This window comes from Streptomyces sp. NPDC031111, assembly GCF_055570675.1.
The window spans coordinates 221,702-242,819 of sequence record NZ_JBVIGS010000003.1 but is presented as its reverse complement, the minus strand read 5'-3'; the positions used below and the strand labels follow the sequence as shown (position 1 = coordinate 242,819).

Below are 21,118 nucleotides of genomic sequence, written 5' to 3'. Positions count from 1 at the left end.
CGGTCGCCCTCAGCGGGCCGGACGGACCACCATCGCCGAGCCGCCGCCCCTGCGGACCTTCTCGGCCGCCGCGAGCCACCTGCCGTCCGGCAGGCGCTGGATGCCGGTGGTCGCGCCGATCTCCGGGTTCTCCCTGAAGGAGTGCCCGATGGCCTCCAGGGACTGCCGCACCTCGCTGCCGTACAGGCCGGGTTCGAGGTCCGTCCGCGCCGTGTTGCGCTGGCTGGCGCGCGGCGCGGCGATCGCGTCGACCAGCGGCAGTCCCCGGTCGAGGAAGCCGGTGAGGGTTTGCAGCACGGTGGTGATGATGGTCGAGCCGCCGGGCGAGCCGAGCGCCACCACCGGCCGGTCGTGCCCGTCGAGCACGATCGTCGGGGAGATCGACGAGCGGGGCCGCTTGCCGGGGCCGGGCAGGTTCGGGTCGTGCACGGCCGGGTCCGCCGGGGCGAAGGAGAAGTCGGTCAGCTCGTTGTTGAGCAGGAACCCGCGTCCGGGCACGGTGATGCCGCTGCCGCCGGTCTGCTCGATGGTGAGGGTGTAGGCGACGACGTTGCCCCACCGGTCGGCGGTGGTGAGGTGCGTGGTGTTCTCGCCCTCGTACGTCGTGGGGGCGGCCGTGCCGCCGGTCGCGCAGGGCTCGGGGTCGCGGGGGTCGCCGGGGGCGAGGGGGCTGGTGAGGACGGCGTCGTCCTCGATGAGGCACTCGCGCGAGTCGGCGAACCGCTGGGAGAGCAGTTCCCGCGTCGGTACGTCCTCGAAGGCGGGGTCGCCGACCCAGCGGCCCCGGTCGGCGAACGCGATCCGGCTCGCCTCGATGAAGCGGTGCAGGTACTGGACGTCGCTCGCGTCGGAGAGGTCGGTGCGCTCCAGGATGTTGAGGGCCTCGCCGACCGTGGTGCCGCCGGAGGAGGAGGGCGCGATGGAGTAGACGTCCAGTCCGCGGTACGAGGTCTTCGTGGGCGGCTGGGACTTGGCGCGGTAGGCGGCGAGGTCGCGTTCGGACAGCTCGCCGGGGCGGGCGTTCCAGCCGGAATCCGGGTCCACGGGCGGCTTGTTGACCGTGTCCACGATGTCCCGGCCGATGGCGCCCCGGTACAGGGCGTCGACGCCCTCGCGGCGCAACTCCCGGTAGGTGCGGGCCAGATCGGGGTTCTTGAAGGTGGAGCCGACGGCCGGGAGTTCGCCGCCGGGGAGGAACAGCTCGGCCGTGTCGGGGAAGTGGCGGAAGCGGGTCTCGTTGGCGGCGGTCTGCGCGCGGAAGGTGTCGTCGACGGTGAAGCCGTCGCGGGCGAGACGCTCGGCCGGTTTCAGGACCGTGTCCAGGGCGCGCCCGCCCCATTTGTCGAGCGCCCGCTGCCAGGTGGCGGGCGTGCCGGGGGTGCCGACGCCGAGACCGCTGCTGACGGCCTCGGCGAACGGGATGGGCTCGCCGTTCTCCAGGAAGAGCCCGGAGTCGGCGGTGAGCGGGGCGGTCTCGCGCCCGTCGAGGGTGTGCACGGTGCGGGAGCGGGCGTCGTAGTAGACGAAGTAGCCGCCTCCGCCGATGCCGGCCGAGTAGGGCTCGGTGACGCCGAGGGCGGCGGCCGTGGCGACGGCCGCGTCGACGGCGTTGCCGCCCTTCCTCAGGATCTCGATCCCGGCGGCGGAGGCGTCGGCGTCGACGCTGGAGACCGCGCCGCCGTGTCCGACGGCCACCGGGACCTTGGGGGTGTGCCGGGCGGGTGTGTCGTGCTGGGTGGGTGGCGGGGCCGCCCCCACCGACAGCACGGCGGCACCGACCGCCAGGACCGCGAGTTTCCGTACGACAGGGCGACGCATCCGCACCTCCGGTGAAGAGCCGTTCGCGCAGCTTAGTTCGCCGCCATGCTCGCGTCAGGGAGGTGCGCGAGGTGTGCCGTCCCCGAGTCGCCGCGGCCCTTGCGGTCCTTTGCGGCCCTTTGCGCTCTGGGCTCGAACACGGGTTTGCGTGGGCCCGCTAGCATGCGCGCCCATGAATGACGACGTGCGCAACATCGTTCTGGGTGTGGTGGCCGCCGGCATCAGTGCCGCGCTGGGCTGGCTCGCCCGTACCTACTTGTGGAAGAGGAAGCTCCGGCGCAAGCAGATGTTCTTCGGGCTGCCGGAGAACTCCGAGTCACTGCTCGTCGTCAACCGGGATCCGGCGACGGCGGAACCGGCGGTGCACCGCTTCGACGTGTTCGCGCTGCTGGAGCTCTCCGCGCTGATCAAGGACTGCGGGGCGCATGCCCAGGTGGTCACCCAGGACGCGGCCCATCAGGGCTTCGGCGAGCGGACCGAGTTCTGTGTGGGCGGGCCCGGATCGAACCGGCGGATGGTCGCCCACATGGCGGCCATGCTGCCGGGGGTGCGGGTCAACGTCGATCCGGAGCCGGGCCCGGACCGGGGCGCCTTCCAGATCGGCTCCGAGCGCTACCGCATGGACCCGGGCATCACCGAGTACGTGCTGCTGGCGCGGCTGACCGCCGGTGAACGGCGGGAGACCCGGCCGGTGTTCCTGTTCTGCGGCCAGCGCGCGATCACCAACCAGGCCGCCACCCGCTATCTCGCCCGCAACCACGAGCGGCTGGCCCGCAAGTACGGCTCGCACTCGTTCGTCCTGCTGCTGAAGGTGATCAACTCGCAGGCGTACGGACCGGATGTGGTCGAACTGGTCGCGGACGTGACCAAGGCCGCGCAGACCGCGCTGCCGGCTCCCGCGCCCCGCAACAGCCACCGCGCCGACTGACCCGGTTCAGCACCACCCGTCCGGCGCGCAGCTGACCTTCTCCTCGCCGGCGGATCCGGCCCGTGGCACGGGCCGTTTCCGCGCGAGCAGTGATCTCCGGCTGCCGCCGGACGGGACTGGCCGATGTGATCCACCGCCACCACGGGTGGTGGGTCCCTCCCGGCGGCGGCGTCCCCGCTCCTGACGCGAAGTCCCCTCCCCCACCGGGATGAAGGGACCATCCTAGTCGAGGCCGGCGCGGACGGGTCTACGGGCGCCACCCCGTTCAGTGCTTGAGGATCTTGGAGAGGAAGTCCTTGGCCCGGTCGGTGCTCGGGTCGCTGAAGAACTCGTCGGGGGTGCGGTCCTCCACGATCCGGCCGTCCGCCATGAAGACCACCCGGTTCGCCGCGGAGCGGGCGAAGCCCATCTCGTGCGTCACCACGATCATGGTCATGCCCTCGCCGGCCAGTTGCCGCATGACCTCCAGGACCTCATTGATCATCTCCGGGTCCAGCGCGGAGGTCGGCTCGTCGAACAGCATCACCTTGGGGTCCATGGCCAGCGCCCGCGCGATCGCCACGCGCTGCTGCTGGCCTCCCGAGAGCTGCGCCGGGTACTTGTCGGCCTGGTTGGCGACGCCGACGCGGTCGAGGAGCGCATGGGAGCGCCGGTCGGCCTCCTCCTTCTTGCGTCCACGGACCTTGACCTGGCCCAGGGAGACGTTCTGGAGCACGGTCTTGTGCGCGAAGAGGTTGAACGACTGGAAGACCATGCCGACATCGGCCCGCAGCCGCGCCAGCGCCTTGCCCTCGTCCGGCAGGGGCTGCCCGTCGACCAGGATCGTGCCGGACTGGACGGTCTCCAGCCGGTTGATCGCGCGGCACAGGGTCGACTTGCCCGACCCCGACGGGCCGATGACGACGACCACCTCTCCCCTGCCCACGGTGAGCCCGATGTCCCGCAGGACATGGAGATCCCCGAAGTACTTGTTGACGTCACGCAGTTCGATCAGCGGTTCGACGGCCATACCCACCCCTACTCGCTCTCAGCCGTGTGGTGGTGCACGTGGTGGTACGTGTGGTGGTCGCCGCAACGTATCCGGGCAAGATCGCCCCGGTGGCGCGACACGCACCTTCCGATCAATAGCCGTATTTACGGCTGCCGTGCCCCGGCCGGCCGCCCGCGCGTCACGTCTCGGCGACCTCCGCGTACAGCTGCGACAGTTCGGGCACGCCGCTGGCCGCCCACGCGTGGCCCGCGTCCACGACGTCGAACTCCCGCCCGGAGGCGAGCCGTACGACCGGCTGTCCGTCGGCGCGGATCTCCCAGGCGGCCCCCGGTACGGTGCGCACGATGACGGTGCCGAGGTACAGCCCGGCGTCGTTGCCCAGCCAGGTCGAGGTCTCCTCGTCGTCCCGCCAGCGCGGCACCAGCTGGTCCAGCGCCTCCAACGAGGCCGGGGAGTCGTCGAGTCGCACACCCGCCCGGGACGCCTGGGAGCGCAGGAGTTCGCACTCGGCGAGGAGTTCCGCGATGCCCTCGGGATCGGGAACCCCCGCCTTCTGGCGCCGGTGGCCCAGGAAAGGGATGTTCATACCTCCAGCCTGTCATTCGTACCGTGTTGTGCACCACAGGCGCGCGGGGTCGGACGACGGCCGGGCGGCCGGCGGCTACACGTCGAGGTCCACCACGACCGGCGCGTGGTCCGAGGCGCCCTTGCCCTTGCGCTCCTCACGGTCGACGTAGGAGTCCGTGACCGCCTTGGCGAACGGCTCGTTGCCGTACACCAGGTCGATGCGCATGCCGCGGTTCTTGGGGAAGCAGAGCTGGCGGTAGTCCCAGTACGTGAAGGGGTGCTCGTACTTGAGGGGGCGCGGGACGACGTCGGACAGGCCGGCCTCGCGCAGGGAGGCGAGGGCGGCGCGCTCGGCGGGCGTGACATGGGTGGAGCCCTCGAAGGCGTCCCGGTCGTAGACGTCGTCGTCGGTCGGCGCCACGTTGTAGTCGCCCATGACGGCGAACGGGCGGCCGCCCGCCGCGTCGCCGGCCACGGCCGCCTTCAGCGCCTCGAACCACTGGAGCTTGTACGCGTAGTGCGGGTGGTCCACCTCACGGCCGTTCGGCACGTACACCGACCAGACGCGGACCGGGCCGCAGGTCGCGGAGATCGCGCGGGGCTCGACGGAGCCGTCGTACCCGGGATCGCCCGGCAGGCCCTTGACGACGTCCTCCAGGCCGACGCGGGAGAGCACCGCCACTCCGTTCCACCGGCCGGTGGCGTGCACCGCCGACTCGTAGCCCAGTTCCCGCAGCTGCTCCGCCGGGAACTGGTCCTCGGCGACCTTGGCCTCCTGGAGGCACAGCACGTCCGTGCCGCTGCTCTCCAGCCAGGCCAGGAGCCTCGGCAGGCGGGCGGTGATCGAGTTCACGTTCCAGGTAGCGATGCGCATGTCCCACAACCTACCCGGCGCCTCTGACAACGCCCCGCCCGCCGGCTCACAGCTCGGTGGAGCCTCCCGGCGCGAGCCGCAGGTGCTCCGCACCGCCGAGGGCGCCGATCTGGCGGTCGTAGACCGGGCGCGCGAGATCGGTGAGGAGGGCGTCGTGGATGTCGTAGGCACGCCTCGGCCGCACCTCGCGGACGTAGTCGATGACCTCGGAGATCTTGTTCCAGGGGGCCTGGACCGGCAGCATCAGCGTGTCGACCGGCACATCGGGGACGGTGAGCGCGTCGCCGGGGTGGAAGAGCTTCCCGCCGTCGACGAGGTAGCCGACGTTGGTGACGCGCGGGATGTCCGGGTGGATCACCGCGTGCAGCTCGCCGTGGACCTGGACGTCGAAGCCGGCGGCGGTGAAGGTGTCGCCGTGGCCGACGGTGTGCACGCGACCCGGGAAGGCCGCCGAGAGCTGGTCCGCGACCGACTTCAGGGTCCAGATCCCGGCGGCCGGGTTGGCCTCCAGGGCGGTCCGCAGCCGGCCCTCGTCGAAGTGGTCCGGGTGCTCGTGCGTGACCAGGACGGCGTCCGCGCCGAGGGCCGCGTCCTCCTCGCTGAACCCTCCGGGGTCGAGGACGAGGACGCGTCCGTCCTTCTCCAGGCGGACACAGGAGTGCGACTTCTTCGTGAGCTTCATGATTCCATCCTGCCCCCGTGCCGTTCACGGCCGCGCGGAGCACCCCGCCGGGGCTCACTCCTGGGGTGTGGTCTCCTCGCGGACGACCTGCTGGGCCACCCGGAACGCGCTGTTCGCCGCCGGGACGCCGCAGTAGACGGCCGCCTGGAGCAGCACCTCCTTGATCTCGCCCGGGGTGAGCCCGTTGCGCAGGGCGGCGCGGATGTGGGGGGCGAGCTCGTCCAGGTGGCCGCCGGCGACGAGGGCGGTGAGGGTGACGCAGCTGCGGGTGCGCCGGTCGAGGCCGGGCCGGTCCCACACCTCGCCCCACGCGTACCGGGTGACGAGCTCCTGGAAGTCGGCGGAGAACTCGTCGGCCTCGGCCAGCACCCGGTCGACGTGCGCGTCGCCCAGCACCTCCCGGCGCACCTTGATCCCGGTGTCGTACGGGTCGGGCCTGCCCTGCGTCTGCCGCGGTACGGCGGGCGGGGCGATCTCGGCGACGGGCGCGGGCTGCGGCGGGGCGGCGGCGAGCACCGGCTTCACGGCCGCCGCGGGCAGGGCGGTCTGGCCGGTGGCGGAGTCGAAGGCGGGCTGCCAGGCGGTGGAGAAGTGCCGCACCAGCAGATCGGTGACGGCGGCCGGCTGCTCCACCGGCACCAGGTGGGAGGCGCCGGGTACGACGGCGAGCCGGGCGTCGGGGATCCCGGCGACCAGGGTGCGGGCCTCGGCGGGGCCGGTGACCTGGTCCTCGGAGCCGACCAGCACCAGGGTGGGCACGCCGACGCTGCCGAGTCCCGACCGCACGTCGAACGAGGCGAGCGCCTCGCAGGCGGCGATGTAGCAGCCGGGGTCGGTGGTGCGCACCATCTGCACGGCCCACTCGGTGATCGCGGGCTGGGCGGCGGCGAACCCGCCGGTGAACCAGCGCTCCGGCGCGGAGCGGGCGATGGGGTCGAGCCCGTTGGTCCGTACGATCACCCCGCGCTGGCGGAACTCGTCCGCCGTGCCGAAGCGGGGCGAGGCGGCGATCAGCGCGAGGGACGCGAGGCGCTCGGGGTGGCGCAGCGCCAGCTCGATCCCGACGGCACCGCCGAGCGCGCAGCCGGCGTAGCCGAAGCGCTGCACGCCGAGGCCCTCGAGGGTGGCGAGCAGCCGCGCGGTGAGATCGGCGACGGAGCCGGCGGGGTGGGCCGGGGCGCCTCCGTGTCCCGGCAGATCGAACCGGAAGACCCGCCATTGCTTCGTCAGCTCGGGAACCTGCCGGTCCCACATGTGCCAGGTGATACCCAGTGAGGGCCCCAGGATCAGAACCGGAGCGTCTTCTGGTCCGTCGAAGCGGTATTGCAGGGTGTTGGGTGGTGTCTCGCTCACGCCCCAGACCCTCTCACGTCTCACGAAATCCCACACAGCCCGGGGAAGCCGACGGCTCGATGCCGTCGCGGCTCGACTCGACGGGCACTGCCGACGGCCTCGTCGATCGAGTCCGAGCCTCTCAGCGCGTACGCGCGCCCCTGACGCGGCGCGGCTGTTCGGCCACGGGCCGCCGACCGCGGGTGGATGTGCACGTGGTGGTCCCGCTCGGCGTCCGAGGCCCCCCGGCTCCGGGTCGCGGCCGCGACCCGGAGTCGGGGATGCCGCCCGGCCCGGTCAGCCGGTGTGGACCTTCAGAGCGGAACGGACGGCGGATTCCAGAGCGCCCTCGATCCAGGCCGGCTTGATCGAGGTGTGGTCCCCGGCGAAGTGCAGGGGTCCTTCGGAGGTGGGGATGTCGGGGAACAGCTCTGTGTGCTGGCCGGGGAAGAGCACGGATGCCTCTCCGTAGGCGTAGTGGTCCCGCGTCCACGACTGGGTCCGGCATTTGCCGGTGAAGAACACCTCGCAGCGGCGGCCGAAGACCGCCTGCACTCCGGCGAGGGCGCGCAGGTAGCGCTCCTCGTCGGCGTAGGCGTCCCACTTGAGGGCGTCGTCGGCCCAGCTGTACGAGGCGAGCATGATGCCGCCGTCGCTGCCTTCCATGGGCTGGGCGTGCTCGAAGTACATGAAGCGGTTGGCGTTGTCGCTGACGGCGCCGCCACCGCGGACGTGGGCGGCCTCGACCTCACCTTCCTTGGCGGGCCTGAAGGCGGTGAAGCAGTGCTTGAGGTCATCGGGGATCGTCACCCCCAGGTCCTTCACCGACTTGTGGGCACCGAGGTGTCCGGCGTCCCTGACCTTGCCCGCCCGGTACTTCTCGTAGAGGCCGTCCTCGATCGTGTCGAGGGCCCGCTTCCACTGTGCCTCCGTGAACTCCCACCAGCGCCGGGAGAATTCGAGCAGCACCTTGGTCGCGGAGTCGTAGTGCAACTCCGTGATGGCCCGGCGCTTTCCGTACGACAGCGGAGGGTCGAATGCGACGTGCCGCAGTCCGGAGAAGGGCACGGTGATGATCGCCTCGTCGCCCTCGAAGACCTCCGTGGTGCCGCCCTTGCCTGTCTGGCAGTCCTCCGAGACGGTGTGCACCCGCACTGTGCCGCCCGCGCGTTCGACGCGTACGGCGCGCCGGTCGAGCCGTACCTTTCCCTTCACGGGCGCGTAGAGCGCGTCGGCGAGCAGCGCGGTCCCGCCCTTGATCTCCCAGAACTTGGTCCCGGGGGAGATCAGTGCGCTGGACAGGAAGCTGTGCAGGAAGGAGAGGTGCAACCGCGAGGTGAGGTTCTGGACGGTGCCGACCAGGTCGATGGTGTTGGTGTCGAGCCCCGCGGCTTCGGTGAGGTAGCGGTACATGGACCAGTGTCCGTACTTCTCGAGTACCTCGGTCCACCCGTCGACGAGGGCGGTCCCCTCTTTGCCCCGGACGAGTCGGTGTACGGGTTCGAGCGCGTCGGCGAGGATGGCGGCGGCGGTCTTCTTCCGGTGTGCGCCGGTGACGTTGAAAGTGTCGTTGACCCTTTCCGGGTTCTTCTCGTAGTCGGCCCGGCGCTCATGGATGCCGTTGACGTGCATCCAGGTGCGATTGGTCTTCGTCGCCGGGTCGTCCGGATCGACGTCCACCAGGTAGAACTCCTGGCGGGGAAGGTCGAACTTCTTCAGCAGGGCCATGAGGAGCGGATGACTGTCGGGCAGCCGCATGGCCCCGGCCTCGGCGTACTGCCGGGGATCGGCGAACGGCTGCGCGCCGTTCTCGTGGCCCCCCTTGCGGAAGGTCTTGACGCGGCCGCCGACCCGGTTGCCATTGGCCTCGATCACGACGACGTCGTGTCCCGCCCGGTTGAGCAGGTCGGCGGCGAGCAGGCCGGCCGGCCCCGCCCCGACGACCAGCACCCGCTTGGTGGCCTTCCCCCTGCCGGTCGGCAGACCATTGTTGACGATCTTCACGTAGCCCGGGACCAGGGGCTTGTCGTGTTCGTCGTGGACCACGACAGCGCGGGCGACCGTCCGGTACGCCTTCGGATCGGTGCCGGGCGGGGCCGCCACCGGCTTGACGGCGGGCGCGGTGGCGGGACTGAGCGCGGTCGCGGAGGTGGCGGAGGCTGCGGTGAGCCCGACCGCGAGCGCCGAGGCGCCGGTCGCCGTGACCACGGTGCGCCGGGAGGGAGTGGCGTCCTGGTGTGCCGACGGAGTGCTCACGTCTGAGGAGTTCGCGTTCTGAGTGTTCATCGCGCATCACTCTTGGTGCGCGAACGGCACGCGGATAGCGCCTTCACACGGACGTGCCTCTCAAACCACTCGAAGGGGTCTACGCTCCGTGACCATGTTCACCAGGCACGCGCGCTCCCGCGTGAGTCTCCTGGCACCGGTCAGCGCTCAGCAGGCTCCCACCACACCAGATGGGCGGCTGCCTGGGCCACCGGCTCGATGATCTCCCATCCTTCGGCGATCAGCCCGTCGTCGATCCGCCAGATGTCGACGACCGCGATCTCCGGCCCGGCATCGGGGAGCCGTCGCCGCGAGTGCATCACGACGTGATCACCGTCGGCCAGCAGGTGGTGGACGTCGACCCGCATATCGGCGAGCGGGGTGAGTGCCGCCTGTACGGCGGCGAGCCATTCCGCTTTGGTCGAGGAGGTCGAGTCCGGCCTGTGATGGACGAAGTCATCGCTCAGCAACGGTTCGAGCGCGTCGGCGCTGCCCGTCTCGATCAGTTCCGCCAGTGCCCTTTGAACGATGCCCTTGTTGTCTGTGGTCATGGACGCAGTGTTTCCGCGGTCGCAACGGTTGTCGATGAAGTCGGATTTCATGGCGTGAGACTCCACGATGAGTACTCTCGACAGCTGTGCATACGGTCGGGGAGTTGTTGCGGCAGTGGCGGCATCGCCGACGACTCAGCCAACTCGATCTCGCGATCGCGGCCGACGTCTCGGCTCGTCATGTCAGCCTGGTCGAGACGGGCAAGTCAAACCCGAGCGCCGACATGGTGCTCCGGCTCGCGGACCAGCTCGATGTGCCGTTGCGTGAGCGCAACCGCCTGTTGCTCGCGGCCGGCTTCGCGCCCCGCTATGCCGAGCGGCCGCTCGATGACGACGCGCTGTCGGCGGCCCGTGGCGCGGTCGAGAGGGTGCTGCGCGCGCATGAGCCGTACCCGGCGGTGGCCTTCGATCGCCGGTGGAACATCGTGATGACCAACCGTGCGGTCGAGCCGTTCTTCGCGGACGTCGATCCCGACCTGCTACGGCCGCCGATCAACTTGGTACGGCTGGGACTGGACCCGCGCGGGTTCGCTCCTCTGGTCGTCAACCTGGCCGACGTACGTGCGGTGTTCCGTTCCCGAATCAGGCGTCAGCTCGCCGTCGCTCCCGACGCTGAGCTCACCGCGCTCTACGAGGAACTGCTGGAGCCCAATTCCGAGGACGTGTCGAGCCGATCGATCGAATCCGATGTCCTGATCCCGATGACCCTTCGCTTCGACGGACGAGAGCTGCGGCTGTTCTCGACCATCACCACCTTCGGTACCCCGATGGACATCACGCTCGACGAGGTCGCGATCGAGTCCTACTACCCGGCGGACGCGGAGAGCGCCACCTACTTCGAGGAGTGAGCGGTATCGCAGGGTGCTGGGTGGTGTCTCGCTGTGAGCAGGGCGTTGCACTCCCGTTGCAGGTCGATGTCGTGCCACATCGGGTGGTGGGGTGCGGCGTTGGAGCACACCACCGCGCCCCAGGCTCCGGCGCGTGCGGACTCGGTCACCGCCAGGCGGCAGAAGGCCGCGCCCACCGGGCCCTCTTCGAAGGTGCCGTGCAGCGGGGTGTAGCCGATCCAGCCCTCACCGAACACGAACGGCACGCCGGTCTCGGCGGCCCAGTCGGCGGCGGCGTCGATCCAGGTGCGCAGCTGCTGTTCCATCGCCGTGCGGTGGACGGCGTAGCGCTCGTAGAGCCAGGCGTCCCAGCGCTGCGGGTCGCACCAGTCGTGCACGTACACCTCGCGGCGGCCGACCACGGTGGCGTCGAGACGCCATCGGTCGCCGACCGGTGGCGCCCAGTCGTCGAGGGCCGGTGCGCCGGGGCGCAGCAGTTCTCGCTGGGCGCGTTCCTGGGGGAAGGGCCGGGAGAGGTCCCTCAGGGCGAATGCGTCCAGGAGTTCGTCCAGGACGCCGTAGACGTAGGGGTGGAAGACGGCGACGTCGATGTCCCGGGGCACACCGCGCAGGGAACCGACCGGTACGTGGGCGTAGTTGACGGTCACCATCCGTTCGGGTTGCCGCTCGCGGAAGCGGGCGAGCCCCCTTTCCAGCCTGGGCCGCAGCGCGACGACGAGGTCACCGGTGAGGCCCTCGGTGAGGGACCCGCCCTGGACCTCGTTGTGCAGTTCGGTGAACGCGATGCGGTCGTCCAGCCCGCCGTGGTCGGCGAGGAAGTCGATGAGGTCGGCGAGTGCGTCGGCCAGTGCCGTGGGGCGGTGCTCGGGGTCGACGGCCATCAGCGCGTCGAACCAGGCGCGGTCCTGGGCGAAGGACGACGACTGCTGGTACTCCCAGCTGGAGAGGATGACGAAGCAGTCGTGCCGGCGGGCGGCTTCGAACAGCGCCAGCAGATGGGCGCGCGCGTCGATCCGTGTCGTCGCCGGTACGTCGTACCAACGCACGCGCTGGGCGTAGGCGCCTCCGAGAGGACCCAGGCGCAGGTTGCCGGTGTCCAGGCCGGAGCCGAACAGCAGGTAGGGCATGGCGCAGATGCGCACGGTGTTGTAGCCGCGCTGCAGGGCCTGGGCGAATGCGGCGTCCAGGTCGGCGAAGGGCTCACCGGGGCCGGTGCGGGTGTACCAGGTGAAGTCCCACAGGGTGATCTTCAAGGTGTCGGGGAGGTGGCTGGGCCGGGTGACGGGCATGGCTGGATGGCCTCTGCTTCAGGGGGTTGGGGGGTGAGCCGGCCGGGACCGGGCATGCGTCCCGGCCGGCTCTGGTCAGTCGTGTCTCACCAGGTGCGGAAGGCGCTCAGGCCGGGCAGTGCCTTGTGCGTCCGGTTGTAGTCGAAGAAGGAGGTGTCCTCGACCTCGTTGTCGCCGCCGACGATCCAGCCGTTCGGGTCGGCCCCGTCGGCGAAGTCGATCGCGATCGGGTCCCAGTACGAGATCCCCACCACCTTGCCCGTGTCGTACATGGCGCGGAAGAACTCGCGCGTCCACCGCAGCTGCCCGTCGGGGGTGGCGCCGTAGTTCAGCGAGTGCGGCGCGGTGTCGGAACTGCCCATCGGCAGATGCCCGGTCAGGACCGGGGGCGCTCCGGGGGCGTGCAGGGACAACATGGCAATCGGCTCCTACAAGAGCGGCTCGGTGAAGTGCGTTCATCGTGGGCGGGGCCCGGACCCCTGTCAAGATGTATTCATAATTAACGTGCAGAGCTATGATGAGGGTGTTCCAGCACCGACCGCTTCCCACCGCGAGGAGAACACCGCATGGCGTCCTACACCGGCCGCGGCGTGCACGGGCAGATCGTGCACACCCTGGGCACGCGCATCGTCGGCGGTGACCTGCCCGAAGGCGCGATACTCGACGTCCGCGCACTCGGTGAGGAGCTGGACGTCAGCCTGACCGTCATGCGCGAGTCCATGAAGGTCCTCGCCGGCAAGGGGCTGATCGACGCCCGCCAGAAGCGCGGCACCTTCGTCCGGGAGCGCAAGCACTGGAACCTGCTCGACGCGGACCTCATCCGCTGGCAGGTGGAGAGCGGCGGCGGTCAGCGACTGATGCGGGACCTGGCCGACGTGCGCTCCATCGTGGAACCCGCCGCCGCGCACCGTGCCGCGCTGCACCGCACCGACGACGACCTGGACGCGATGCGGAGCGCCCTGGACGCCATGGCCGAGACGCACGCGCACTCCCCGGCGGGTGCCGCCGAGGCGGACGCCGCGTTCCACCGAGCCCTGCTCAACGCCACCGGCAACGAACTGCTGGCCCGCATGGACCTCCTCCTGGAGCCGGGACTGCGCGAACGCGACCGCGTGGTGCACTCCCACGGCCAGGCATCCGACCCCCTGCCCAGCCACCGGGCCGTGTTCGACGCCGTCCGCGACCAGGACGCGCCCCGGGCCGAGCTGGCCATGCTCGACCTGCTGGCCCAGGCCACGCACGACTTCGACCAGGTCACCGGGGACCGGCACACCGCACCCCACTGATGCCGCACACGGACGGGAAGCCCGCCGCTCGTTCGGTCAGAGGCGCTGCTCGGCGCCGGGGGTGGCCGGAGCGCCGGCCGTGCAGGAGGCGCGGAGCACGGCCCCGTCCCACGGGCCAGGGTCGGCCAGCCCGTACGCGGCCGTCGTCACGACGAGGTGCTGTCCGGTCAGGCAGACGGCGGTGGGCTGGAGGGCGGGAACGTCCACCGTCTGTAGCGGCTGTCCTTGCGGGCTGTAGCGTCGCATCTGGCCGCCGCCCCAGATCGCCGACCAGATGCAGCCGTCGGAATCGACCGTCATGCCGTCCGGGCTGCCGTCCTCGGGCTCGATACGGAACACCGGTCGGCGGTCGGACAGTTCGGCCGTGTCGGGATCGACGCGGAAAGCCTCCACCGTGCCCGCGGCGGAGTCGGCGAGATAGAGGGTGCGGCCGTCCGGGCTGAAGGCCGGCCCGTTGGGAACGGTCAGCCCGTTCAGGACGCGGGTCACCGAGCCGTCGGTGTTCCACCGGTGCAGCGCGCCGGCGCCGGGTGTGGCGTCGTAGGCCATGGTGCCGGCCCACATGCGCCCGGCGGGATCACACACCGCGTCGTTCATGCGGTGCGCCAGTTCCACCAGGGATCCCGTCTCGTCCTCGGGCAGGCGCAGGAGTCTCCCGGTGAGGATGTCGACGAGGACCACACTGCCGTCGGACAACAGGCGTGGCCCTTCGCCGAGTTCCAGCCGTTCGGGCGTGACGGGGAGGAATGTGCCGACCGGATGGTGTGCGGGCTCGGACATGTGACGGCCTTTCGGGGACGGAAGGGACAGGGGCGCCGGGCGGGCTCAGCGCACCGTCGCGCCGGGTGCCGCGTCCAGGAGCGGGAGTTCGTCCCGGTGGGGCAGCCCTTCCCAGTCACCGGAGCCGGCGACGGCGAACGCGGCGGTGCGGGTGGCGCGGCGCAGCCTTTGCTCGGGCGGCAGTTCGTCCAGTACGCCGGAGAGGTATCCGGCGCAGAACGCGTCACCGGCGCCCACCGTGTCGACCACGGGTACGGGGTGGGCCGGGGCGTGCACGACCTGATCGGCACCGAGGTACAGGTCCGCGCCCCGGGCACCCCGCTTGACCACGACCTCCCGCACGCCGTGGGTGAGCAGCTCGGCCACCCGGTCGGTCTCCGACATGCCGGGGTATCCGGCGATCAGGGGCAGTTCGTCGTCGGAGGCGATGACGATGTCGATCAGGCCGAGCAGCGGGCGCAGGGCGGCCGAGGCGGTCGCCGCGTCCCACAGCCGGGTGCGGTGATTCACGTCGAAGGACACGGCCCAGCCGTGCTCGGCGGCGTATTCGGCCGCGGCGCGCACGGTGTCCAGCGGGCCGGGGCCCAGGGCGCAGGTGATGCCGGTCAGGTGCAGCAGGCGGGCGCCGGCGGCCAGGGCGCTCTCAAGGTGCGGTGGCCGCATGCGGGAGGCGGCGGATCCGGAGCGCCAGTAGTGCACGCGGGCCAGATCGGCGACCCGGCGCTCGCGCATCAGGGCCCCCGTGGGGGCGCCGGGGTCGACGGTGGCATGATCCACGTTCACGCCTTCGCCGCGCAGCGTCCGCAGGATCATCCGGCCGGGTTCGTCGGCGCCGAGGCGGCCGGCCCAGCCGACCCGGTGCCCCAGTCGGGCGAGGCCCACCGCCACGTTGGACTCCGCGCCCGCGACCGCCGTGCGGGCCAGACCGCCCGAGGTCAGGGCACCGTCCACCTGGAGCGAGAGCATCGTCTCGCCGAACGTCAGGGCCTGCGGCGGGACGGTGCTCATGCGGCGTCCCCCGCCGCGCACACGGTGAGGAACTCCCGGGCCCGGACCCGCAATTGGGCAAGGTCACCGCCCTGCGCGGCGTCACCGAGCAGGGGTGACCCCACGCCCACGGCCACGGCGCCCGCGGCGAAGTAGGCCCGGGCGGCTTCGGCGTCCACTCCTCCCACCGGTACGAACGGCGTGTCGGGCAGCGGGTCGCGCAGCGCGCGCAGATAGCCGGGTCCGCCCAGGGAGGCGGGGAACAGCTTGACCGCGTCGGCGCCGCACCGCATCGCGGTCACCGCTTCCGTGGGCGTGAGCGCGCCGGCGAGCACGGGCACGCCGAGTGCGACGGCGTGCTCGAAGCCCTTGTCCAGGGCGGGCGTCACCATCCACCGGGCGCCCGCGTCCCGGGCCCGCAGGGCGTCCTGCCTGGTGACGACCGTGCCCGCTCCGATGACGGCGTCGGCGCCCGCCTCTTCGACGGCCCGCGTGATGACGGTTTCGGCGTCGGGTGTCGTCAACGAGATCTCGATCAGGCGCACGCCCTCCTGGGCGAGGGCCAGGACACTGGCCAGCGCGGCCTCGGGGTCACTGCCGCGCACGATGGCCACCAGTCGGTTGCGACGCAGTTCGTGGGTGAAGTCGGTGTGGTTCAGCATGCGTTGTTCTCCGTCGTGGTCGGCGGGGGCGGGGTCACCATTCGGCGAACGAGCCGTCGGCGTGGCGCCACAGGGGGCCGCGCCAGTCCGGGGCGTTGTCGTTCGCGCGGCGTACGGCCTGCTCGTCGACCTCGATGCCCAGGCCCGGGCCGAGCGGCCGGTTGATGTGGCCCCGGTCGAACCGGAAGACCGCGGGGTCTACCAGATAGTCGAGGACTTCGGCACCCGCGTTGTAGTGGATGCCGATGCTCTGTTCCTGGATGAGGAAGTTCGGTGTGCTGAAGGCGACTTGCAGGCTGGAGGCGAGGGAGATCGGACCCAGCGGGCAGTGCGGGGCCAGCAGCACGTCGAAGGTCTCCGCCAGCGACGCCATGCGCCGCACCTCGGAGATGCCGCCCGCGTGCGAGAGGTCGGGCTGGAGCACGGCGATGCCGGCCTGTAGTGCGGGCAGGGCGTCGGTGCGGGAGAAGAGCCGCTCTCCGGTGGCGATGGGCACGGACGAGGTCGCCACGACGTCGTGCAGTCGGTGAGCGTACTCCGGCAGGACGGGTTCCTCGACGAACAGCGGGTGCAGCGGGGCGAGTTCGGGCAGTACACGGCGGGCGTTCGCGGTGGTGAACCGGCCATGGAAGTCGAGCGCGAAGTCCCGGTCGGGCCCCAGTACCTCGCGGGCGGTGCGGGCCCGTTCGACCACGGCGTGGACTTCCGCGGCGGTGGCCATCTTCGCGATCCGCCCGGCGGCGTTCATCTTCACCGCCGTGAACCCGGCCTCGACCTGGGCCTGGACGGCTTCGGCGATCTCGCCGGGTTCGTCGCCGCCCACCCAGCTGTAGGCGCGTACACGGTCGCGCACGGGGCCGCCCAGCAGCACATGGACCGGCACGCCGAGCATCTTTCCCGCGATGTCCCACAGGGCCTGGTCGAGGCCGGCGACGGCGCTCGACAGGATCGGGCCACCCCGGTAGAAGGTGCCCTTGGTCATGACCTGCCAGTGGTCCTCGATGCGCATCGGGTCCTGGCCGACGAGGTACTCGGCGAGCTCGTGCACGGCCGTGCGGACGGTGGCGGCCCTGCCTTCCACCACCGGCTCGCCCCAGCCCACCACACCGTCGTCGGTCTCGATGCGGCAGAACAGCCAGCGGGGCGGTACGGCGAAGGTCTCAACCCGGGTGATCTTCAAGGGACATGGCTCCAAGGCAGGGAACTGAGGGAGGAGGGGGACGCGGGCCGCTCACGAGTCACGAGGAGTTCTTCAGCACGCTCCATCCACCGTCCACGACGAGGGACGCCCCCGTCACGAAGGACGCGTCGTCGCTGACGAGGAAGGCGACGGCGGCGGCGACCTCCTCGGGTCGGCCCAGGCGGCCCGTCGCGGTCTCGGCGGCACTGGCCCGCCGGTCCTCCTCGCTGACGGCGTCCCATGCCCGGGTCAGAACAGGGCCGGGCAGCACACTGTTCACACGCACCTGTCCGCCGTACTCGACGGCCAACTGCCGGGCCAGTCCCGTCAGGCCGGCCTTGGCGGCCGCGTAGGCGGGCCGTCCGGGCAGGCCCACCAGGGCGTGCACCGAGGACACCAGCACGACGCTTCCGTCCGTGGCCCGCAGGTCGTCGAGGCAGGCCCGCACACCGAGGAACGATCCGCTCAAGGTCACGGCGAGTTGCCGGTTCCACTGCTCGGCGCTGGTCTCGTGGGCCGCCGCGACCCGGACCGCGTAGGCGTTGCTCACCAGAGCCCGGATCGGGCCGAACGCGTGACGGGCCGCGTGGACCGTCCCATTCCAGGAGGACTCGTCGGCGACATCGCAGTACTGGAACAGCGCCTCTCCGCCGTCCTCGCGGATGCCGGCGGCCACCGCCTCTCCGGCCTCGGCATCGATGTCGGCGAGGACCACGCGGGCACCCTCGGCGGCGAGGCGGCGGGCCGTGGCGGCCCCGATGCCCGACGCGGCCCCGGTGACGAGCGCGCACCGGCCGCCGAGGCGTTCCGAGAGGGTTACCCGTGCGGGAAGCATGGAGGCGACTCCTGTGACTGAGGCAGACAACGATGAGGACATTAAATATTAATTATCGATGCAAGCCAAGAGGTGAGAGGCCGAGCGCCCACCGATGCCGCGCGAAGGCCGATCAGTGCGTGTACGACTCAAGGGTGCCGCGACGCCGGACGTCGAGCGTCGCACAGTGGAACGAGCCTCCGAACGGCGCGTAGTGCAGCAGGTCGCACGGGATCGGTTCGAAGCCCCAGCCCTCCAGGGCTCGCAGCATGGCGGTGTGGTGTCGCTCCGCGATCACCCGTTTGTCGTCGATCACGAGCACGTTCATGCTGAGCCACTTGCCGCACATCGACGTGAGCTTGAGCAGCCGCTCGCCGATCGGGTCGGGTTCCGGGGCGATCAGGATGTCCCAGGAACCCAGGACGTCGGGCAGTCGGTCGACGTCGACGTACTCGGGATTGACCAGTGCCCTGCCGGGCGCGAGCGGGAGGAAGGTCGTGTCGATGTGCATGGGCGTACGGCAGCGGCTCTCGATCTCGTGAATGCGATAGCCGGGTCCGAGATGGCGGCGCAGCCACTCGATGCCCATCCCGTTGGTGACATTGCTCCGCGTGACGAACAGGTCGCGTCCCGCGCGCACGAAATCCGCCGCGTCGAACACCGGCTCGAACTCGGTGAGGATGTGGCGCACGGGCTCGTCGACCGCCGGTGGGGAGAAGTCCGCCTCGAACAGCTCGTCGGTGAGCTGTGGCTTCGGAGCCGCCGTCCAGCGTGCGCCGCGCCGGAAATAGTCCTTGAGGAGCGACCGATAGGAGTGGGTCTCGAAATATCGGCACGGCCAGGCCATCGGGGTCTCGATGATTTCGTCACCGATCACGAGCAGGCAGTCGCGCGGACACGTGTTGCAGAAGCCGCGTGACTGCCAGTCGGGTGTACCGAAGCGTCGCCCGTGATCGACCGCGTCCGGGCGTCTGACCGTGATACCGAGGGACTCGAGGAGGACCACGAACTGATCGAGCTCGTGCCGCGCCGGCTCGATCAGCATGCGCGGGTACTTGAGACCGGCGGCGAGCCCCTGGAGTCGCCCCGTCCACCGCGGGACGTTGCAGGACACGACCGGATGGTCCGAGGGGATCGTCGCGCCATCGAGGCGCCCGACGACGACCTCCTCGAGTGGATCCCATTCGTTGTGCGAATTGACCGGCGAAACGAGAGGCTCCGTAGCAGGCTCAGCCATGGTCGAAGATGATGACATAAGGGAACGAAGTTCCCTGTCAAGGCTTTCTATTCAGCGGCGGTGGATGTGGCTGTCGTATCCGTCCACTAGCGATTCCCGACGCCTGCGGTCGCGCCATCCGGCGGCACCGCCCGGGCCCGTACGTGGCCGGGATGTGGCTATGCCGGTGCTCCCCCGCTCGGCGTGAAGGAGGGTTCCGGGGCGGGGGCTGTCGTTCCGGTGTGGTTGGTGAAGCGGTGGCGGTAGGACGTCGGTGTGGTCGCGTAGTGCGCGGTGAAGTTCTGGCGGAAGGTCACGGCGCTGGCGAAGCCGCACGCCGCGGCGATGCGGGTGATGCTCCAGGTGGTCGTCTCCAGCAGCCTGCGCGCTTCGTCGAGTCGGCGGGTGAGGATCCACTTGGCCGGGCTCATGCCGGTCGTCTCGTGGAAGCGGCGGGAGAAGTTGCGGGTGCTCATGTGCGCGTGGGCGGCGAGTTCGGTGACGGACAATCGCTGATCGAGGTTGGCCAGGGCCCAGGTGATCGTGTCGCCGACGGGCCCCGCGGCGTCGTCGGGGACGGGCCGGTCGATGTACTGGGCCTGGTCGCCCTCCCGGTGGGGCGCGATGACGAGATGACGCGCGACGGTCGCGGCAGCCGCCGATCCCAGCCGCTCGCGGACGATGTGCAGGCAGGCGTCGAGCCCGGAGGCCGTACCCGCCGAAGTGAGCACGTCGCCATGGTCCAGATAGAGCGCGTCCGCGCGTACGTCCACGGCCGGGTAGCGTTCGGCCAGCTCTGCCGCCGCGGCCCAGTGGGTGGCAACGGCGCGCCCGTCGAGCACACCGCTGCCCGCCACGGGGAACGCGCCGAGACAGAGCCCGACGATCCCCACTCCGCGAGCGTGCGTGTCCCGGATCAGGGCGGCGATCCCGCCGTCCGGTTCCGGGAAGTCGGCGGGCCAGGAGGGGAAGACGAGCAGGTCGGCCGATTCCGCCGCGGCCGGTCCGGCGAGGTCGTCGATCAGGATTCCCTCCGAGGTACGGACCGGGCGCGCGTCCGCGCTCCACACCGTGGTGGTCCACCCCGTGGCCAGTCCCTGGCGGGCCACCTCGCCGAAGACGAGCAGGGGCGCGGCGAGGTGGAACGCGGTGATCCCGTCGAAGGCGTGAATGGCGATGCGCATGCCTGTCCTGATCTCATCGATTATCTGCTTTTCTGCCACTCACTGTAGCGCCCGCGGTCCCGTGAGCATGGGGTCCACGGCGCCCTCCGCGCCGTATCCACCGGAAACAGGAGAGAACGTTGACCGCCCCACGCCGCGCCCTTGTCCTCATCGACGTGCAGCAGGAGTACTTCGACGGACCGCTGAGCATCCAGTACCCGCCCCGCGACGAATCGCTGGCGAACATCCTGCGCGCCCTGGACGTCGCCGCGCGGGCGGACCTGCCCGTCGTCGCCGTCCAGCACCGGTTCCCCGACGGGGCCCCGGTCTTCGCGGCCGGCTCGGCCGGCTGGGAGAACCACCCCGAGGTGGAACGCCGCATCGGGTCCACGACCAAGCGAGTGGTCAAGAACTTCTCCGACATCTTCGCCGCGACGGGCCTCGCCGAATGGTTCCGGGAGAACCGGATCGACACCCTGACCCTGGTCGGCCACATGACGAACAACTGCGTCCTGTCCACCGCCGCCGCGGCCGAACCGCTCGGTTTCGCGATCGAGGTCCTCTCCGACGCGACCGGCGCCGTCCACCTCGCCAACGAGGCCGGGACCGCCTCCGCACGCCAGGTCCACGAGACCCTGATGACGCTGCTGCACTCGAACTGGGCCGCGGTCACCACCACCGACACGTGGGCATCGGCCGTGACCGGCGAAGAGCGACTCGCCAAGAGCGATCTCGTCACCTCGGCCACGCAGGGCCGAGCCGCTCACTGACGCCGCACCACCCTCCGCAGAGGCGGGAGCGACTCCCTGAGAAATACCCCCGGGGGTATAGATGTTAGTGTGGACATCAGATACCCCCGGGGGTACATCTCATCAGAGAGGAGTC

The 21,118-nt window shown here is 70.8% G+C and carries 21 protein-coding genes; 4 read left to right on the top strand and 17 right to left on the bottom strand.

The window, feature by feature from the left end; genetic code table 11:
• Positions 1-9: 9 nt before the first annotated feature.
• A complete protein-coding gene (ggt, locus tag ACZ470_RS08315) occupies positions 10-1,818 on the bottom strand; it encodes a gamma-glutamyltransferase (protein ID WP_468425583.1) in 1,809 nt (602 codons plus the stop codon).
• Between the two features lie 172 nt (positions 1,819-1,990).
• Between ggt and ACZ470_RS08310 the strand changes: the two genes are divergently transcribed.
• Complete coding sequence (locus ACZ470_RS08310) at positions 1,991-2,746, top strand: hypothetical protein (protein WP_468425581.1); 756 nt, start codon at positions 1,991-1,993, stop codon at positions 2,744-2,746.
• Between the two features lie 265 nt (positions 2,747-3,011).
• Here the strand turns inward: ACZ470_RS08310 and ACZ470_RS08305 are convergent, their stop codons facing one another.
• The 7 genes from ACZ470_RS08305 to ACZ470_RS08275 form a co-directional block, all read right to left on the bottom strand.
• Positions 3,012-3,755, bottom strand: coding sequence for an amino acid ABC transporter ATP-binding protein (locus ACZ470_RS08305; protein ID WP_468425579.1), 744 nt, complete (start codon positions 3,753-3,755; stop codon positions 3,012-3,014).
• Between the two features lie 160 nt (positions 3,756-3,915).
• Positions 3,916-4,323 (bottom strand): DUF6278 family protein, encoded by a 408-nt coding sequence (locus tag ACZ470_RS08300; RefSeq protein ID WP_468425577.1) that lies wholly within the window; start codon positions 4,321-4,323, stop codon positions 3,916-3,918.
• A gap of 75 nt (positions 4,324-4,398) precedes the next feature.
• On the bottom strand, positions 4,399-5,178 hold the full coding sequence (locus ACZ470_RS08295; protein WP_468425575.1) for an exodeoxyribonuclease III: 780 nt from the start codon (positions 5,176-5,178) through the stop codon (positions 4,399-4,401).
• A gap of 46 nt (positions 5,179-5,224) precedes the next feature.
• Entirely contained in the window at positions 5,225-5,860 is a 636-nt protein-coding gene (locus tag ACZ470_RS08290) for an MBL fold metallo-hydrolase (RefSeq protein WP_468425574.1), read from the bottom strand.
• 54 nt (positions 5,861-5,914) lie between these two features.
• Entirely contained in the window at positions 5,915-7,213 is a 1,299-nt protein-coding gene (gene pcaDC / locus ACZ470_RS08285) for a bifunctional 3-oxoadipate enol-lactonase/4-carboxymuconolactone decarboxylase PcaDC (protein WP_468425572.1), read from the bottom strand.
• Positions 7,214-7,489: 276 nt separating this feature from the next.
• Positions 7,490-9,478 (bottom strand): flavin monoamine oxidase family protein, encoded by a 1,989-nt coding sequence (locus tag ACZ470_RS08280; RefSeq protein ID WP_468425570.1) that lies wholly within the window; start codon positions 9,476-9,478, stop codon positions 7,490-7,492.
• Between the two features lie 140 nt (positions 9,479-9,618).
• Positions 9,619-10,059, bottom strand: a complete 441-nt coding sequence (locus tag ACZ470_RS08275) for a nuclear transport factor 2 family protein (RefSeq protein ID WP_468425568.1) — start codon at positions 10,057-10,059, stop codon at positions 9,619-9,621.
• 35 nt (positions 10,060-10,094) lie between these two features.
• Between ACZ470_RS08275 and ACZ470_RS08270 the strand changes: the two genes are divergently transcribed.
• Positions 10,095-10,856 carry a helix-turn-helix domain-containing protein gene (locus ACZ470_RS08270; RefSeq protein ID WP_468425566.1) on the top strand — a complete coding sequence of 254 codons (762 nt, stop codon included), beginning with the start codon at positions 10,095-10,097 and terminating at the stop codon, positions 10,854-10,856.
• Here ACZ470_RS08270 and ACZ470_RS08265 read toward each other — a convergent pair.
• Both ACZ470_RS08265 and ACZ470_RS08260 read right to left on the bottom strand, forming a co-directional pair.
• Positions 10,841-12,145 carry a cellulase-like family protein gene (locus ACZ470_RS08265; RefSeq protein ID WP_468425564.1) on the bottom strand — a complete coding sequence of 435 codons (1,305 nt, stop codon included), beginning with the start codon at positions 12,143-12,145 and terminating at the stop codon, positions 10,841-10,843. The genes ACZ470_RS08270 and ACZ470_RS08265 overlap by 16 nt on opposite strands.
• Before the next feature lie 86 nt (positions 12,146-12,231).
• Entirely contained in the window at positions 12,232-12,561 is a 330-nt protein-coding gene (locus tag ACZ470_RS08260) for a glycosyl hydrolase 53 family protein (protein ID WP_468425562.1), read from the bottom strand.
• 150 nt (positions 12,562-12,711) lie between these two features.
• Here ACZ470_RS08260 and ACZ470_RS08255 point away from each other — a divergent pair, with 150 nt between their 5' ends.
• Positions 12,712-13,431, top strand: a complete 720-nt coding sequence (locus ACZ470_RS08255; protein ID WP_468425561.1) for a FadR/GntR family transcriptional regulator — start codon at positions 12,712-12,714, stop codon at positions 13,429-13,431.
• Between the two features lie 36 nt (positions 13,432-13,467).
• Here ACZ470_RS08255 and ACZ470_RS08250 read toward each other — a convergent pair whose 3' ends face one another.
• From ACZ470_RS08250 to ACZ470_RS08220, 7 genes are all read right to left on the bottom strand, one after another.
• A complete protein-coding gene (locus ACZ470_RS08250) occupies positions 13,468-14,211 on the bottom strand; it encodes an SMP-30/gluconolactonase/LRE family protein (protein ID WP_468425559.1) in 744 nt (247 codons plus the stop codon).
• A gap of 45 nt (positions 14,212-14,256) precedes the next feature.
• The gene (locus ACZ470_RS08245; protein ID WP_468425557.1) at positions 14,257-15,219 is read right to left on the bottom strand and encodes a sugar kinase; all 963 of its coding nucleotides are present in this window, start codon (positions 15,217-15,219) and stop codon (positions 14,257-14,259) included.
• Positions 15,216-15,860: a bifunctional 4-hydroxy-2-oxoglutarate aldolase/2-dehydro-3-deoxy-phosphogluconate aldolase gene (locus tag ACZ470_RS08240; RefSeq protein ID WP_468425555.1), complete on the bottom strand. Its 645-nt coding sequence runs from the start codon at positions 15,858-15,860 to the stop codon at positions 15,216-15,218. The genes ACZ470_RS08245 and ACZ470_RS08240 overlap by 4 nt, the downstream gene beginning before the upstream one ends.
• A 34-nt stretch (positions 15,861-15,894) precedes the next feature.
• Positions 15,895-17,040, bottom strand: a complete 1,146-nt coding sequence (gene dgoD / locus ACZ470_RS08235) for a galactonate dehydratase (protein ID WP_468425553.1) — start codon at positions 17,038-17,040, stop codon at positions 15,895-15,897.
• Between the two features lie 58 nt (positions 17,041-17,098).
• Entirely contained in the window at positions 17,099-17,875 is a 777-nt protein-coding gene (locus ACZ470_RS08230; protein WP_468425551.1) for an SDR family NAD(P)-dependent oxidoreductase, read from the bottom strand.
• Between the two features lie 112 nt (positions 17,876-17,987).
• Positions 17,988-19,109 carry an amidinotransferase gene (locus ACZ470_RS08225; RefSeq protein WP_468425549.1) on the bottom strand — a complete coding sequence of 374 codons (1,122 nt, stop codon included), beginning with the start codon at positions 19,107-19,109 and terminating at the stop codon, positions 17,988-17,990.
• A 140-nt stretch (positions 19,110-19,249) separates the two neighbouring features.
• Positions 19,250-20,254 carry a GlxA family transcriptional regulator gene (locus ACZ470_RS08220; protein WP_468425547.1) on the bottom strand — a complete coding sequence of 335 codons (1,005 nt, stop codon included), beginning with the start codon at positions 20,252-20,254 and terminating at the stop codon, positions 19,250-19,252.
• Between the two features lie 119 nt (positions 20,255-20,373).
• Between ACZ470_RS08220 and ACZ470_RS08215 the strand changes: the two genes are divergently transcribed.
• Positions 20,374-21,003 carry an isochorismatase family protein gene (locus ACZ470_RS08215; protein ID WP_468425545.1) on the top strand — a complete coding sequence of 210 codons (630 nt, stop codon included), beginning with the start codon at positions 20,374-20,376 and terminating at the stop codon, positions 21,001-21,003.
• Positions 21,004-21,118 lie beyond the last annotated feature (115 nt).